This window comes from Streptomyces sp. NPDC059564 (assembly GCF_042735575.1).
Classification (GTDB): domain Bacteria; phylum Actinomycetota; class Actinomycetes; order Streptomycetales; family Streptomycetaceae; genus Streptomyces.
On sequence record NZ_JBHWBP010000174.1, the window covers coordinates 1 to 15,191 of the forward strand.

Here is a 15,191-nt window from a genome sequence, read left to right on the forward strand (position 1 = left end):
CTCTCCCTCGTCAAGCGCTGGCGGGAGGCCGGACGCACCCTTCCGGGGCATCCTGACGAGGAGTGGGAGCGGCTCATCTCCCAGCCGTGCTGGCCCGGCCGTTAGGTGGTGTGTCTCTCGTGGCAGCGGCGGAGCGCGACAGACCCGGACAGGGTGCCCCCGGCCCCCTGACGGGGCCCGGTGAGCGGCTCGCGCTCAACGGCATGGGCAGCTTCGAGTGGGACCTCGACGCCGGCACCCTCATCCTGGACGAGGCCGGGCTGACCGTCTTCGACCTGGAGGCGGAGCAGTTCGACCACACCCCCGAGGGCCTCGGCCTGCGCATCCCCTCCGACGACGCGGCGCGGCTCGCGGACACCGTGGCCGGCGTGCTGGACGGCGGCGGGGAGACGTACGGCTCGTACTTCACGGTGCGCCGGCGCGACGGCCGCGAACAGTGGACCCACACCCAGGGCCGGGTGCTGCGCGATCCCGACGGGCGGCCCCTGCGGATCGTCGGGATCGTCCGCGACGCGACCGCCGAGCTCGCCCACGCCACCGTGCTGCGGAAACTGGAGACCGCCCGCACCCAGCAGGCCGCCATCGTGCAGCGCACCACGGAGGCCCTGTCGCGGGCGGTGACCGTGGACGACGTGACCGCCACCCTGACCGGCGCGGGCGCCCTGGAACGGCTCGGGGCCGACGGGCTGGCGCTGGGTCTCGTCGAGAACGGCACCATCAAGATCATCGCGCTGAGCGGGGAGTCGCTGGAGATCCTCAGCGAGCGGCAATTCACCCGGCTGGACGGATCCCTGCCGCTGTCGCAGGCGGTCCTCAGCAGGAAGGCACGTTTCGTCACCTCCCTCGCCGAACTGGCCGGGGAGTTCCCGCTGCTCGCCGACTACCTCAACCGGATCCGCTACGACGCCGCCGCCTACCTCCCCCTCATCGCCCAGGCCAAGGCCATCGGCGGGCTCGTGCTCTTCTACCGGCGGCGCAGCGAATTCAGCCCCGAGGAACAGAACCTGTGCCTCGGCCTCGCCGGCATCGTCGCCCAGTCCCTCCAACGGGCGCTCCTGTTCGACCAGGAACGGGAGTTCGCCACCGGACTCCAGGCCGCCATGCTGCCGCGCCGGATCCCCGAGATCACCGGCGGCGAGATCGCCGTGCGCTACCACTCCGCCTGGAGCGGGCGGGAGGTCGGCGGGGACTGGTACGACGTCATCGCGCTGCCCCGCGACCGCGTCGGGATCGTCGTCGGAGACGTCCAGGGCCACGACACCCACGCCGCCGCCATCATGGGCCAGCTGCGCATCGCCCTGCGGGCCTACGCGGGCGAGGGCCACTCGCCGTCCACCGTCCTCGCGCGGGCCTCCCGCTTCCTCGCCGAACTCGACACCGAACGCTTCGCCACCTGCATGTACGCGCAGGTGGACCTGGAGACCGGCGGCGTACGGGCGGCCCGCGCGGGCCACCTCGGCCCGCTCATCCGGCACACGGACGGCCGTACCGGCTGGCCCAACGTGCGCGGCGGGCTTCCCCTCGGGCTGGCCTCCGTCTTCGAACAGGAGGAGTTCCCCGAGACCCGCCTGGACCTGGTCCCCGGCGAAACGCTCGTCCTGTGCACCGACGGGCTCGTCGAGGAACCCGGGACGGCCATCACCCAGGGCATGGACGCCCTCGCCCACGCCGTGCGCGGCGGCCCCCAGGAGGCCGGGGCGCTCGCCGACCACCTCTCCGACCGGCTCTGGGAACGCTGGGGCTCCGGCGACGACGTGGCCCTGCTCGTGCTGCGCCGCGCCCCGGACCCGGGCACCCACCGGGCCCCGCGCATCCACCAGTACATCCACCAGGCCGACCCGGAAGGGCTCTCCGAGGCCCGCTACGCCCTGCGGCAGGCCCTGCGCGACTGGGGCATGGCCGAACTCGCCGACGACGTCGAGCTGGCGGCGGGGGAGCTGCTGGTCAACGCCCTGCTGCACACCGACGGCGGGGCGGTGCTGACCATGGAGGTGCTGCCGGAGCCCGTGCGGCGGATCCGGCTGTGGGTCAAGGACCGCTCCAGCGTCTGGCCGCGGCGGCGCACCCCGGGCGAGGCGGCCACCACGGGGCGCGGGCTGCTGCTGGTCGACGCGCTGGCCACGCACTGGGGGGTGGAGTCCCGGGGTGACGGGAAGGCCGTCTGGTGCGAGTTCGACGTCGCCGGCATCCGGCGTGGCGCGGGGTGACCGGTCGATCACTCCAGGTTGTGGGTTGCCGGGTGTGGGGTGATGATGCGCCCATGGAACGGAAGGCTTTGACGAGGACCGCGCCGTGCGCCGCCTGAACCGGGGCGCGGTCACGGGCATCCTGGCGGTGCTGCTGCTGGTGGCGGGGGTCCCGAAGGTCGTGGACTGGACGACGGGGCGGCCGCACGCGGATCCCCGGTGCCAGACGGTCGCGTTCATGTCGATGACGGGCGTCGCGCCCGAATGCCGCTGACTGCTGACTGCTGACTGCTGACTGCCGACTGCTGACGGGCGCCGGGTCCGGCTCGCGGCCCGCGTGCCGGTAGCGGCGGCTACCGGGTCCGCGGGCCTGCGGGTCTGCCGTGGCGGGACGGCCTAGCGGTGGTCGATCACCCGGATCTCCCGCTCGTCCACCGCGATCTGGTCGATCGCGCGCGGCATCAGCCCGCCGCCGAAGTGGATCTCCTGGAGCTCCGCCTGCGCCAGCGCGGCGCCCTCGTGGATCCCGGGGGTCAGACGCAGCGTGCCGTGCGCCTCCCACGAGTGCGCCTCGCCGTCGCACCGGGCGTCGCCCGCACCGAGGCCGAGGCGGAAGCGGTCCTGGACGACCGTCACCTTCACCTGAACCGCCCCACCGGGTGACGCGGCCTCGCAGCTGTAGGTGCCGGAAAGGGTGATCGTGCCGTCCTGCGCGATGTGGGCGTGCGGCCGGACGGAAATGCCCTGGTGGTAAACGGTCGCCGCGGCGGGAGCGGTGAACAGGGCGGTGGCGGCCAGTGCCGAGAAGGCGGCGAGGGCAATTCGGCGGGCGGGCGTGCGCATTTCTTCCTCCAGGTGGATGCGGGTGACGGGATTCCGCCGGAACGCATTGTGCTGGCAGTTGGCGGGCAACGCGCGCCGCATACCCGTGTCGGTGTGTGCAATTGCCCGCTCGGGCGCGTGAGACTGGCCGAAATCATCCCCGCACCGAAGAACCCCGAAGGGGCCCCGTATGCGTCCGCCCGCTTCCGTCCTCGCCGCCGCCGCTCTCCTCCCCGCCCTGCTGCTCGGTGCCACCGCCTGCCAGAGCGCGCCCGAGGGGGCCGCCCTCGCCCCCGCCGCCGTGCCCGCCGTCCCGGTCGACGACGGCGCGCCCGGCGTCGACGAGGACCCGGCGGCGCCCGCCCCGGGGGCGGAGCGGGCCACCGCGAAGGATGCCCATGTGGGTGACTCCGTACGGGTGCAAGGGCACGAGGTGGGCCGCCACCTCCAGGCGGTGCTGGCCGCCTACGTGGACCCCGCGGTCAGTGTCGAGCCGAACTACGGGCCGCCCGCCGGGAAGCGCTGGGTCGCCGCCTCGATGTCGTTCGTCAACGTCGGCGGAGCCTCGTACGGGGCCCTCGGGCGCATGTGGGCGTACGACAGCGCCGGAAAGCGCCACCCGGTGGTGCGCACCGGCGAACTGACCACCGGCAAACCGCTCGTCTTCGATTCCCTCGCCGTCGGTGAGCGGGCCGAGGGATGGGTGGTGTTCGAAATCCCGGAAAACGTGCGCATTGTGCGGCTCCAGTACCAGGACGCGAACATGCGGGCGAATTCCGGAGGGGGATTCTGGTCGGTCTAGCCCGCCCGGGTGAAAGGCCGTGAAAGGGCCCGGCAGTGGACCACTAAGGTGCGGCGCATGACTTCAACGCAAGCCGAAATCGACCGGACCCAGCTCGGCACCCTTTCCGTGCTCGCCTGGATCGGAGACCCCTCCGAAGGCCACGACATCCCGTACCTCCTCGCCTACACGCTCGGCGACGGCCCCCAGGGCCGAGAGGCCGGCGAGAAGGCCGCGCACGGTCTGCTGGAGGAGATCGGCCTGCCCATCGGGGACGTGGTCATGGACGGCACCCGCAGCCCGCGCACCTTCGCGGTGCAGATCGTCCTCGCCGGCAGCCAGGTCGCGCTGACCCTGCCCGGGCTGAACGCGACCTGCACCGCCCCGGACGAGTGGGTCGCCGCGGCGACCGAGAGCGGACAGGCCTACTTCCTGTTCGCCACGCGCGCCTGGCCCGAGGCCGTCCCCGGCAAGCCGGTGACCCCGGAGGTCCTGCAGGCCTTCGCGGGTGACGAGGAAGTGCTGACCAGCAGCGCCCACTGCGTCCTGACCGTCCAGAGCCTCCAGAAGTAGGCGGGGCCGCGCTCCGGCCGCCGGGCTCCCAGCCTGCCCGGTGGCCGGTCCCCTCCCGGGTTCCCGGGTTCCCGGGTTCCCGGGTTCCCGGGTTCCCGGGTTCCCGGGTTCCCCTCCCGGCCGCGGCTCAGGGGCGTTCGAAAGCGAACCGCAGCGAACGCACCCGGTTGTCGAAGCTGGAGCCCGCCAGATCGGGCAGGCCCACCGCGCGCAGACCCACCGGCCGGGTCAGCAGCTCGCGGAACAGCGCCTTCATCTCCACCCGGGCCAGGTGCGCGCCCAGGCAGAAGTGCGGGCCGCCGCCCCCGAAGCCCAGGTGGGGGTTGGGGGAGCGGGTGATGTCGAAGGCGTCGGGGTCGGGGAAGACCGCCTCGTCGCGGTTGGCGGACGCGTAGTAGAGCACCACCTTCTCGCCGGGCCGGAACACGCGCCCGCCCAGGTCGTGTTCGGCCGTCACCGTCCGGCGGAACTGGATGATCGGCGTCGAGTGCCGGATCATCTCGTCGACCGCGCCGTCCGCGTACTTCTCGAAGTCCGACAGCAGCAGGTCCCGTTGCTCCGGGAAGTCGGTCAGCAGCGTCAGGCCGTGGGTGATGGCGTTGCGGGTGGTCTCCACCCCGGCGACCATCAGGAGGCTGAAGAACGCCCCCAGCTGACGGGCGCCGAGCGCCTGGCCGTCGACGTTCGCGCAGACCAGCGCCGAGATCAGGTCGTCGGTGGGGTGCCTGCGCCGCTCCCGCCCGATGCCCGCGACCATGCGCTGCATCCGCGCCAGCGCCCGCAGCCCGCGCCCGGGCATCCGCAGCCGGGACGCCAGACCGCGCTCCACGCCGATGTTCTCGGAGGCGTGGTTGACCCGGTCGGCGATCTCCGCCCGGTAGCGCTCGGGGATGCCCATCATGTTGCAGATGACCTCCAGCGGCAGCCGGGAGGCCACCGCCGAGACGAACTCGTCCGGCTGCCGTTCCAGTACGTCGTCCACGATCCGGGCCGCGACCGCGTGGATGTCCTCCTCGGCCGCCGCCAGCAGCCGCGGAGTGAAGGCCCGTTGCACGATCCTGCGCAGCTGCGCGTGGTCCGGGCCGTCCAGGTTCACCATCGAGTCCCCGAACAGCGCCCGCACCCACCGGGCCGGCTCCGGCGTGGTGACCCCGGGCGCGCTGGCGAACACCTTGGGCAGGCGGCTGGCCTCCTGCACGTCCGCATGCCGTACCAGGGCCCAGTGGCCCGCCCCCTCGGGGACGAACACCGGCGATTCCAGGGCGCGCAGCCGGGCGAACGCGGCGAGGCGCCGCTCCGGCGGGAGCTGCCAGAAGCCCGGCTCGGCCAGCTCCCCTCCGGGGTCGTCTCCGGTGCCGTGCCGTTGCGGGGGGAGTGTCATGGGGGTCGTCTCTTCCTGTCGCCGTCGCGCGCCGTGCGCTGTGCTGCAGAACGGTGCCGGGGGCATGGGAGTGACGGCCGCGCGGCGCCGCCCTCACCCGGCTCCCCCGGCTCGGGGCGCCGCCGGGTCAGGCGACGGCGGCGGCCTGCGCCCCGCCCCGGACCGCGAGGGTCATGCCCACCACCACGGCGGCCGTCGCCACGAGGCCCGCGTAGAGCACCGCGTAGGCACCCGACCAGGTGCAGGCGAGGACCGCTAGCGCGGACAGCGGCAGCACCAGCTGCTGGGCGAGGCCGCGCTTGAAGTGGCGCGAATGCAGCAACCACACCATCAGCAGGAACAGCGCGGTCGGGACGGTGACGGCGGCGTTGGCGGACAGCTGCGAGATGTGCGCCTGGCCAACCGCGTGCTCCACCGCCACCTCGATGCCCGCACCGATCGCCGCCCCCGAGGCGAAGATCAGCAGATGGCCGTAACCCCACGGGATCGCCTCCCGGTTGGAGGTCAGCCGCTCGTGCATCGGCACCGCGAAGTAGATCCACCACGCCGCGAACACGATCAGCAGCCCGCCCGCGGCGATGGGCAGCAGCTCACCCAGCGCCTCGTGCTCGTCCAGCGCCGATTTCACGGCCACCGTGCTCGCGGCGATGGTCTCGCCGAGCACGATGATCGTGAACAGGCCGTACCGCTCCACGATGTGGTGGGCGTGCCACGGCGTCTGGTGCCCCCGCTCAGCCACCACCGGAACCAGCAGCTCGGCGGCGACCAGCACCAGGAACAGCCACCGCTTGAGGTCGTCCGGAGCGAACAGCAGCCCCACCCAGCCCGCCTGACAGATCACCAGCCCCGCCGCGTACTTCAGCGCCGCCGTCCGGGCCTCACCGCTCTCCCCGGCCGCAGCCCGCAGCCACTGCGCGGTCAGCGCCACGCGCATGATCAGGTAGCCGATGACGGCCACCGTCCAGTCGTTCTGGTTGAAGGCACGGCTCACCCCCGCCGCGTAGACGAGCACACCGGCGATCTGTACGAGCGTCGCGATCCGGTACGGCACGTCGTCGCAGTCGTAGGCGGAGGCGAACCACGTGAAGTTCATCCACGCCCACCACACACCGAAGAAGACGAAGAAGTAGCCGACCACCCCGCTCCCCGGATGGCCCTCCGCCAGCGCGTGCACCAGGCACTGACCCGCCTGGGCGATCGCGACGACGAAACAGAGGTCGAAGAACAGCTCCAGCGGGGTCGACGCCCGGTGGTCCTCGTCGCGACTGCGGGCGGTCATCGGTACGTACGTCATACCGCCCAGCACACCAGTGCCCGGCCCCCTGACAGGCGAGGCGCGCGGCCCGCAGCACACGGGTACCCCGGGCGGACTCGTAACGCCCCAGCACGAGCCGGGCGATGCGCGGATGGTCCGCCAGCGGCTCCGACACCGCCCAGGCCCCTACTCCGGCCAGGGCGTGCGTGAAACGCCCCGGAGCCAGCAGGTGCGCCGCCACCGCGATCCGCCGGTACCCGGCACCCCGCAGCGCGGCCAGCGCCTCGGGCACGGCCGGCCCCGCCGACGTCAGGTACGCGGGGACCACCGGGACCGACCGGACCCCGCCCTCGTCCTCCAGCAGGGCCGCCAGCCGGGCCGCGCAGCCCGCCGTGCCGTCATTGCCGCCGGGCCGGGACGAGCCCGCTCCGGCCACCACCACCGCGTCGGCCCGCGCGTACGGGCCGCGGCGGCGCTCGGCCTCACGGAGCCGCCCGTACAGCGCCAGGGCCACCTCCGGCTCCCCGCTGAGCCCCTCGGTCAGCTCGCAGCCCGTGCCCTCCAGCACCGCCGGGACGTCGACCCGCCGGTGGTACCCGTCCCCGAGCAGCAGCGGCACCACCACCGCCCCCGGGTGCTCCCGTACCACCTCCGCGAGGGACGGGCGCTGCACGTCCAGGTGGCCGACGGCCGCCCGGACCCCGCTCATCGCCTCGATGGCGGCGGCGAGCCGGCCCACGGCCGCGGCGGCGGCCGGGACCGCGCTGCCGTGCACGGCGAGTACGAGCATCTGGTTCCTCCCACGGCGGGGCCTTCATGGACGGCCCTGGATCTCCCCCTTCCACGCTAGGCCCGCCCCCGCCCTCCCGGCCCCCGCCCAAGGGCCCGCACCGCAGGCCACAGGTCCTGTGCGGAACGGGTCCGCGGGCCCCTCCCATGAGGCCCTTTTCGGCCGCTGCGGGCCGGAGGGCGGACCTACCGTCGAAAGGGTCGGAACATCGCACGCGGACGGAGTGAGACCCATGGCGCAGACGCTGGTTGTCATCGGCCACGGCATGGTGGGACACCGCCTGCTGGAGGCCCTCGCCGAGCGCGACGCGCTCGCCGGACCGGCGCGCCCGGGCGGCGCCGGCTGGCAGGTGGTCGTCCTCGCCGAGGAACACCGGCCCGCCTACGACCGCGTCCACCTCTCCGCCGCGTTCACCGGCGCCACCGACACCGAGCTGGCACTCGGCGAGCCCGGGTTCCTGGAGCGGCACGGCATCGACCTGCGGCTCGGCGACCCGGCCCGCAGCATCGACACCGCCGCCCGCACCGTCACCAGCGCCTCCGGCACCGTCCTCACCTACGACGCCCTCGTCCTGGCCACCGGCTCCTACCCCTTCGTACCGCCCATCGACGGCGCCGACGCCGAGGGCTGCTTCACGTACCGGACCCTCGACGACGTCGAGGCCCTCACCGCCTACGCCGCCACCGACCGCGTCCGCAGCGGCGTCGTCATCGGCGGCGGACTCCTCGGCCTGGAAGCGGCGGGCGCCCTGCGCACCCTCGGGCTGACCACCCACGTCGTGGAGTTCGCACCCCGCCTGATGCCGCTCCAGGTCGACGACGGCGGATCCGCCGCGCTGCGCTCCACCATCGAGTCGATGGGCGTGGCCGTGCACACCGGAGTCGGCGCCGCCGCCGTCCAGGTCCACGCCGACGGGCGCACGCGGGCACTGCGGCTGACCAGCGGCACGGAGATCGGCGCCGACGTCGTGGTCTTCTCCGCCGGGGTCCGCCCGCGCGACCGGCTCGCCCGCGAGTGCGGACTGGCGGTCGGCGACCGGGGCGGCGTCGTCGTGGACGCGCACTGCCGCACGAGCGACCCGTACGTATATGCGATCGGCGAGTGCGCGCAGACCGTGGACGGCAAGGTGTACGGCCTGGTGGCACCGGGCTACCAGATGGCGGAGGCGGTGGCCGAGGCCCTGGCGGGCGCGGGCGGGCTGACCTTCACCGGCGCCGACACCTCGACGAAGCTGAAGCTGATGGGCGCCGACGTCGCCTCCTTCGGCGACCCCTTCGCCCCCGAAGGGCGCGACGGCGCCGTCTCCGTGGTCTTCTCCGACGCACGCGAGGGCGTCTACAAGAAGCTCCTGCTGGGCCCGGACGGGGCCCTGCTCGGCGGGATCCTCGTCGGCGACGCCCAGGCCTACGGCTCGCTCAAGCCCCACGCCGGCCGGCAGCTGCCCGCCCCACCCGAGGCCTTCATCCTGCCCGCGTCCGAGGGCATCGTCCTGCCCGGCGCCGACGCACTGCCCGACGAGGCCGTGGTCTGCTCCTGCCACAACGTCACCAAGGGGCAGGTCCGTGCCGCCGTGGCCGCCGAATCCCTCACCGACATCGGCGGGATCAAGAAGTGCACCAAGGCCGGCTCCGGATGCGGGGGCTGCCTCGGCACCCTCCAGGCCGTCCTGGACGCCGAACTCGAAGCCGCCGGCATCGAGAAGCCGCGCGGGCTGTGCGAACACTTCGCCCTGACCCGCTCCGAGATCTACGAGAAGATCCGCACCGAGCGGATCCGCAGCTTCAGCGAACTGCTGGAGACCCACGGCGAGGGCGGCGAGGGCTGCGCCGTCTGCAAGCCCGTCGTCGCCAACGTCCTCGGCACCCTCGCCCCCGACCTCGGCCTCCGTCACATCCTGGACGGCGAACAGGCCACCCTCCAGGACTCCAACGACCTCTTCCTCGCCAACCTCCAGAAGGACGGCACCTACTCCGTCATCCCGCGCGTCGCCGGCGGCGAGATCACGGCCGAACAGGTCATCGCCCTCGGCGAGGTCGCCCGCGACTACGGCCTCTACACCAAGATCACCGGGGCGCAGCGGATCGGGCTCTTCGGAGTCCACAAGGAACAACTCCCCGACATCTGGCGCCGCCTCGGCGGAGCCGGCTTCGAGTCCGGCCAGGCCTACGGCAAATCCCTGCGCGCGGTGAAGTCCTGCGTCGGAGCCCGCTTCTGCCGCTTCGGCCAAGGCGACTCCATCCAGCTCGCCATCGACCTCGAACTGCGCTACCGGGGCCTGCGGACCCCCCACAAATTCAAGGGAGGCGTCTCGGGCTGCCTGCGCGAGTGCGCGGAGGCCCGGGGCAAGGACATCGGAGTGATCGCCACCGCCAACGGCTGGAACCTCTACGTGAGCGGCAACGGCGGCGCGAACCCGCGCCACGCCGACCTGCTGGCCTGCGACCTCACCACCGCCGGACTCTTCGCGCTCATCGACCGGTTCCTCATGTACTACATCCGCACCGCGGAACGGCTGGAGCGCACGGCGGCCTGGATCGAGCGCATCGACGGCGGCCTCGGGCACCTGCGCGAGGTCCTCATCGAGGACTCGCTCGGCATCTGTGCCGAACTGGAGGCGCAGATGGAGCGCCACGTGGAGGCCTACCAGGACGAGTGGCAGGCGGTCCTGGAGGACCCGACAGCACTGGAGCGCTTCGACACGGTCGACCTCGGCACGGTCGGCTTCGGCGGGACGGGCCCCGCAGGCGCGGCCGGCGCCGGCGGGGGCGGTGCCGCGAGCGCGGCCGGCCGGGCCCTGGAGCCGGGCCGGGGCCGCACCGCCGTCCTGCCCGACGGGACCCGGGCCGCCGTCTTCAAGGACCGCGCGGGCACCGTCTACGCCGTCGGCGACCGCGACCCCTTCTCCGGCGCCGACGTGATCGCCAACGGCATCATGGGCTCCCGCGACGGCGTGCCCGTCGTCACCTCGCCGATGCACAAGCAGGTCTTCGACCTGCGCACCGGCATCTGCCTGGACGACCCGGAGGTCTCCCTCCCGGTGGTCGACGTCCACTGAGGGGCCGACCAACGGACCGGGGGCGAGGGGACCTTGTCCTGTCGCCCCCACGACGTTCGCCCCTGACGCACGGGGCCCCTTCGGGCGGAGCCTGGATAGGTCAGGACCTTTCTCAACGTTCAGGACCACGCCATGAGTTCCGTCACGCAGCAAGCACCAGAGGTGGCCGCCGATCCGGAGCAGTACCGCCCGGGCCGCACCATCACCGACTGGACGCCGCAGGATCCGTCCTTCTGGCGCACCACCGGCAAGAAGGTCGCCACCCGCAACCTGTGGATCGCGGTCCCGGCGCTCCTCGTGGCCTTCGTGGTCTGGCAGGTCTGGAGCATCACGGCGACCAACCTCAAGGACGTCGGCTTCGGCTTCTCGCAGTCGCAGTTGTTCTGGCTGACCGCCGTCCCCGGTATCACCGGCGGCACCGCGCGCATCTTCTACACCTTCCTCGGCCCGATGATCGGGCAGCGCCGCTTCACGGCGCTTTCGACGGTGGTGCTGATCGTTCCGCTGCTGTGGCTGGGCTTCGCGGTGCAGAACCCGGACACCTCGTACGGCACGATGATCGCCATTGCCGCGCTCTGCGGCATCGGCGGTGCGAACTTCTCCTCCTCGCTGGCCAACATCGGCTTCTTCTACCCGAAGCAGGAGAAGGGCAACGCGACCGGCATCAACGGCGGCCTGGGCAACCTGGGCGTCTCGGTCGTCCAGCTCCTGACCCCGATCCTGATCACCTCCTCGGTCCTCGCCATCGGCGCGGGCCAGAAGAAGGCGAACGGCACGGAGATCTACCTCCAGAACGCCGCCTTCGTATGGGTTCCGGTGTTGATCGTGCTCGCGGCCCTCGCCTGGTTCGGCCAGAACGACCTCAAGGTCGCCTCCACCCCCTTCAGGCAGCAGAAGGTCATCTTCAAGCGCAAGCACAACTGGCTGATGACCTGGCTCTACGTCGGCACCTTCGGCTCCTTCATCGGCTTCGCCGCCGCGCTGCCGCTGCTCATCAAGACCACCTTCCCGGCCTACTCGGTCGCGACGTACGCCTGGATGGGTCCGGCGCTGGGCGCGCTGGCACGCTGGGCGGGCGGCTGGATCGCCGACAAGCTGGGCGGGGCCCGCGTGACCATCCTGTCCTTCGTGGGCATGTCCGCCTCGATCATCGGTGTCATCAACTTCCTGCCGGGCGGCTCCGACGCCGGCTCCTTCTACGGCTTCTTCTTCTGTTTCCTGGCGGCGTTCTTCTTCTCGGGCATCGGAAACGGCTCCACCTTCCGGCAGATCCCGGTCATTTTCCGGGGCCAGCACCTGAAGGGCCTGACGGAGGGCACCCCGCAGTACGCGGCCGCACTCAAGCAGGCGGAGATCGAGTCGGGCGCGGTGACGGGCTTCACGGCCGCCATCGCCGCCTACGGCTTCTTCTTCATCCCGGCGATGTTCGCCAACTTCGCGGTGACCAGTGCGATGTGGGGCTTCGTGGCCTTCTACGCCAGCTGCGTGGTCGTGGCCTGGTGGTTCTACGCCCGCAAGGGCGCCGAAGCCCCGAGCTAACCACCCCCCAACCCCGCGCAGCCCCCGCCCCACGCCACACCGGCGGACCCGCCCCGTAAGCCCGCGCAGGCCCTGGAGCAGGCCCCCGCCACCGGCCTGCCCGACGCGCGTGCGCAGGTTCCTCGGGCTAGCGCTCGACATACTGTCCCCCCTCTGATCGCGATGTGGTCGGCCATGAACGGTCGTGAACCACTCCTTCATGCTGCCGGGGCTGGTCACGACGTGCGTCGTGGTATCCACAGGCTTCGCCATGGTGCAGATTGTCTGACTTATCCACCCCACTCTTCGCATTCTTGTGAAAGAATTCACAAGCGCACGATGGGCCTTCGGCCCAAATGAAAGCCCAGGTCAGGTGCGGTGCGGCGAGGGGAATAGCGGAAGCGGCAGGACCTTCGGGCGTCACCTCAGGACCAACGCGGCCCCAAATGATCGATCAAAAGGCGTGCAATGGATACAAGCAATGAGGCGACTCGGAAGGTGCCGGCCATGACTGCCACCCCTGCGGAAACCACGAAGAACGGCGAAGCCTGGGACGGCTTCAAGGGCGGTCTGTGGCGCGACGCCATCGACGTCCGCGACTTCATCCAGCAGAACTACACGCCGTACGAGGGTGACGGCGCCTTCCTCGCCGGCCCCACCGAACGCACCACCGCCGTGTGGAAGGCGATCACGGACAAGTTCCCCGAGGAGCGCGAGAAGGGCGTCTATGACGTCGCGTACGACATCCCGTCGTCGATCACCGCGCACGCCCCCGGCTGGATCGACCGCGACAAGGACCTCATCGTCGGCCTCCAGACGGACGCCCCGCTCAAGCGCGCGATCATGCCGTACGGCGGCTGGCGCATGGTCGCCGGCGCCCTGGAAACCTACGGCTATCCCGTCTCCGAGGACCTGGAGAAGGTCTTCACGGAGTACCGCAAGACCCACAACGCCGGCGTCTTCGACGCCTACACCCCCGAGATCCGCGCCGCCCGCAAGGCCGGCATCGTCACCGGCCTCCCGGACGCCTACGGCCGCGGCCGCATCATCGGCGACTACCGCCGCGTCGCCCTCTACGGCGTCGACCGCCTCATCGCCTTCAAGAAGGAGGAGAAGGAGGAGCTCAACGTCCTCCCCGCCGGCCACCGTTCGCTGGAGGAGACGATTCGCCTGCGCGAGGAGCTCTCCGAGCAGATCCGCGCCCTCACCGAACTCAAGGCGATGGCCGCCTCCTACGGTCACGACATCTCCGCCCCGGCCAAGACGGGCCGCGAGGCTATCCAGTGGCTGTACTTCGCCTACCTGGCCGCCGTGAAGGAGCAGAACGGCGCCGCCATGTCACTCGGCCGCACCTCCACCTTTGTCGACATATATCTTCAGCGCGACATCGCGGCCGGCTTCCTCACCGAGGAGCAGGCCCAGGAACTGGTCGACGACTTCATCATCAAGCTCCGCATCGTCCGCTTCCTGCGCACCCCGGAGTACGACGAACTGTTCTCCGGCGACCCCACCTGGGTCACCGAGTCCATCGCCGGCATGGGCGAGGACGGCCGGCCGCTGGTCACCAAGTCCTCCTTCCGCTACCTCCAGACCCTCTACAACCTCGGCCCGGCCCCCGAGCCGAACATGACGGTCTTCTGGTCACCCCGGCTGCCGCAGGGCTTCAAGGAGTTCTGCGCCCGCGTCTCGATCGACACCTCCTCCGTGCAGTACGAGTCCGACGAACTGATGCGCCCGCGCTTCGGCGACGACACCGCCATCGCCTGCTGCGTCTCGGCGATGCCCGTCGGCAAGCAGATGCAGTTCTTCGGCGCCCGCGTGAACCTCGCCAAGACCCTCCTCTACGCGATCAACGGTGGCCGCGACGAGAAGTCCGGCGACCAGGTCGGCCCCGAGACCGGAGCCCTCACCTCCGAGGTCCTCGACTACGACGAGGTCATGGCCAAGTTCGACGAGCAGATGGAATGGCTCGCCGCGACCTACGTCCACGCCCTCAACGTCATCCACTACATGCACGACAAGTACGCGTACGAGCGCATCGAGATGGCGCTGCACGACCGCGACGTGCGCCGCACGATGGCCTGCGGCATCGCCGGCCTGTCGGTCGCCGCCGACTCCCTCTCCGCCATCAAGCACGCCAAGGTCACCGCCGTGCGCGACGAGACGGGCCTCGCCACCGACTACACCATCGACGGCGCGTACCCGGCCTACGGCAACAACGACGACCGCGTCGACGACATCGCCGTGTGGCTCGTCGAGGAGTTCATGAAGAAGGTCCGCAAGCACGAGGCCTACCGCGGCTCCGAGCACACCCAGTCCGTCCTGACCATCACCTCGAACGTCGTCTACGGCAAGAAGACCGGCAACACGCCCGACGGACGCCGCGCCGGCGAACCGTTCTCCCCGGGCGCCAACCCGATGAACGGCCGCGACACCCACGGCTACGTCACCTCGGCACTGTCGGTCGCGAAGCTCCCCTACGAGGACGCCGAGGACGGCATTTCGCTGACCAACACCGTCACCCCCGACGGCCTCGGCCGCACCCCCGAGGAGCGGATCAAGAACCTCGCGGGCGTTCTCGACGGCTACATGGCCAGCGACGGCTTCCACATGAACGTGAACGTCCTCAACCGCGACACGCTCATGGACGCCATGGAGCACCCGGAGAACTACCCGCAGCTCACCATCCGCGTCAGCGGCTACGCGGTGAACTTCGTACGCCTCACCCGGGACCAGCAGCTCGACGTGCTGAACCGCACCTTCCACGGCTCGCTCTAGCCGCGAGCCCGCCAGGCCGCGCGGCCCGGGGCCGGGCCCTCACCCGGCCCCC

The 15,191-nt window shown here is 71.6% G+C and carries 10 protein-coding genes and 1 pseudogene; 7 read left to right on the forward strand and 4 right to left on the reverse strand.

The features are described from left to right. Window positions 1-119 precede the first annotated feature (119 nt). Both ACFV0Q_RS25470 and ACFV0Q_RS25475 read left to right on the forward strand, forming a co-directional pair. Complete coding sequence (locus ACFV0Q_RS25470) at window positions 120-2,207, forward strand: SpoIIE family protein phosphatase (protein WP_385008688.1); 2,088 nt, start codon at window positions 120-122, stop codon at window positions 2,205-2,207. An 85-nt stretch (window positions 2,208-2,292) separates the two neighbouring features. Beyond that, entirely contained in the window at window positions 2,293-2,460 is a 168-nt protein-coding gene (locus ACFV0Q_RS25475; protein ID WP_385008680.1) for a hypothetical protein, read from the forward strand. Window positions 2,461-2,582: 122 nt separating this feature from the next. On the opposite strand, the gene ACFV0Q_RS25480 is transcribed toward ACFV0Q_RS25475, so the two are convergent. Continuing rightward, complete coding sequence (locus ACFV0Q_RS25480) at window positions 2,583-3,029, reverse strand: DUF6299 family protein (RefSeq protein WP_385008681.1); 447 nt, start codon at window positions 3,027-3,029, stop codon at window positions 2,583-2,585. A 169-nt stretch (window positions 3,030-3,198) separates the two neighbouring features. Here ACFV0Q_RS25480 and ACFV0Q_RS25485 point away from each other — a divergent pair, with 169 nt between their 5' ends. Beyond that, window positions 3,199-3,810, forward strand: coding sequence for a hypothetical protein (locus ACFV0Q_RS25485; RefSeq protein WP_385008682.1), 612 nt, complete (start codon window positions 3,199-3,201; stop codon window positions 3,808-3,810). 57 nt (window positions 3,811-3,867) lie between these two features. After that, window positions 3,868-4,362: a DUF5949 family protein gene (locus tag ACFV0Q_RS25490; protein ID WP_385008683.1), complete on the forward strand. Its 495-nt coding sequence runs from the start codon at window positions 3,868-3,870 to the stop codon at window positions 4,360-4,362. Window positions 4,363-4,489: 127 nt separating this feature from the next. On the opposite strand, the gene ACFV0Q_RS25495 is transcribed toward ACFV0Q_RS25490, so the two are convergent. The 3 genes and pseudogenes from ACFV0Q_RS25495 to ACFV0Q_RS25505 all read right to left on the reverse strand — a co-directional run. Continuing rightward, on the reverse strand, window positions 4,490-5,743 hold the full coding sequence (locus ACFV0Q_RS25495) for a cytochrome P450 (protein ID WP_385008684.1): 1,254 nt from the start codon (window positions 5,741-5,743) through the stop codon (window positions 4,490-4,492). 127 nt (window positions 5,744-5,870) lie between these two features. Continuing rightward, window positions 5,871-7,037 carry a low temperature requirement protein A gene (locus ACFV0Q_RS25500; protein ID WP_385008689.1) on the reverse strand — a complete coding sequence of 389 codons (1,167 nt, stop codon included), beginning with the start codon at window positions 7,035-7,037 and terminating at the stop codon, window positions 5,871-5,873. A gap of 220 nt (window positions 7,038-7,257) precedes the next feature. Next, a pseudogene (locus tag ACFV0Q_RS25505) lies at window positions 7,258-7,788 on the reverse strand (sirohydrochlorin chelatase); the annotation flags it as partial. A gap of 232 nt (window positions 7,789-8,020) precedes the next feature. Between ACFV0Q_RS25505 and nirB the strand changes: the two are divergent. The 3 genes from nirB to pflB all read left to right on the forward strand — a co-directional run bounded on the left by nirB (window position 8,021) and on the right by pflB (window position 15,139). Beyond that, window positions 8,021-10,843: a nitrite reductase large subunit NirB gene (nirB, locus tag ACFV0Q_RS25510; RefSeq protein WP_385008685.1), complete on the forward strand. Its 2,823-nt coding sequence runs from the start codon at window positions 8,021-8,023 to the stop codon at window positions 10,841-10,843. 132 nt (window positions 10,844-10,975) lie between these two features. Further along, the gene (locus ACFV0Q_RS25515; RefSeq protein WP_385008686.1) at window positions 10,976-12,382 is read left to right on the forward strand and encodes an MFS transporter; all 1,407 of its coding nucleotides are present in this window, start codon (window positions 10,976-10,978) and stop codon (window positions 12,380-12,382) included. Between the two features lie 486 nt (window positions 12,383-12,868). Further along, a complete protein-coding gene (pflB, locus tag ACFV0Q_RS25520) occupies window positions 12,869-15,139 on the forward strand; it encodes a formate C-acetyltransferase (RefSeq protein WP_385008687.1) in 2,271 nt (756 codons plus the stop codon). Window positions 15,140-15,191: the final 52 nt, after the last annotated feature.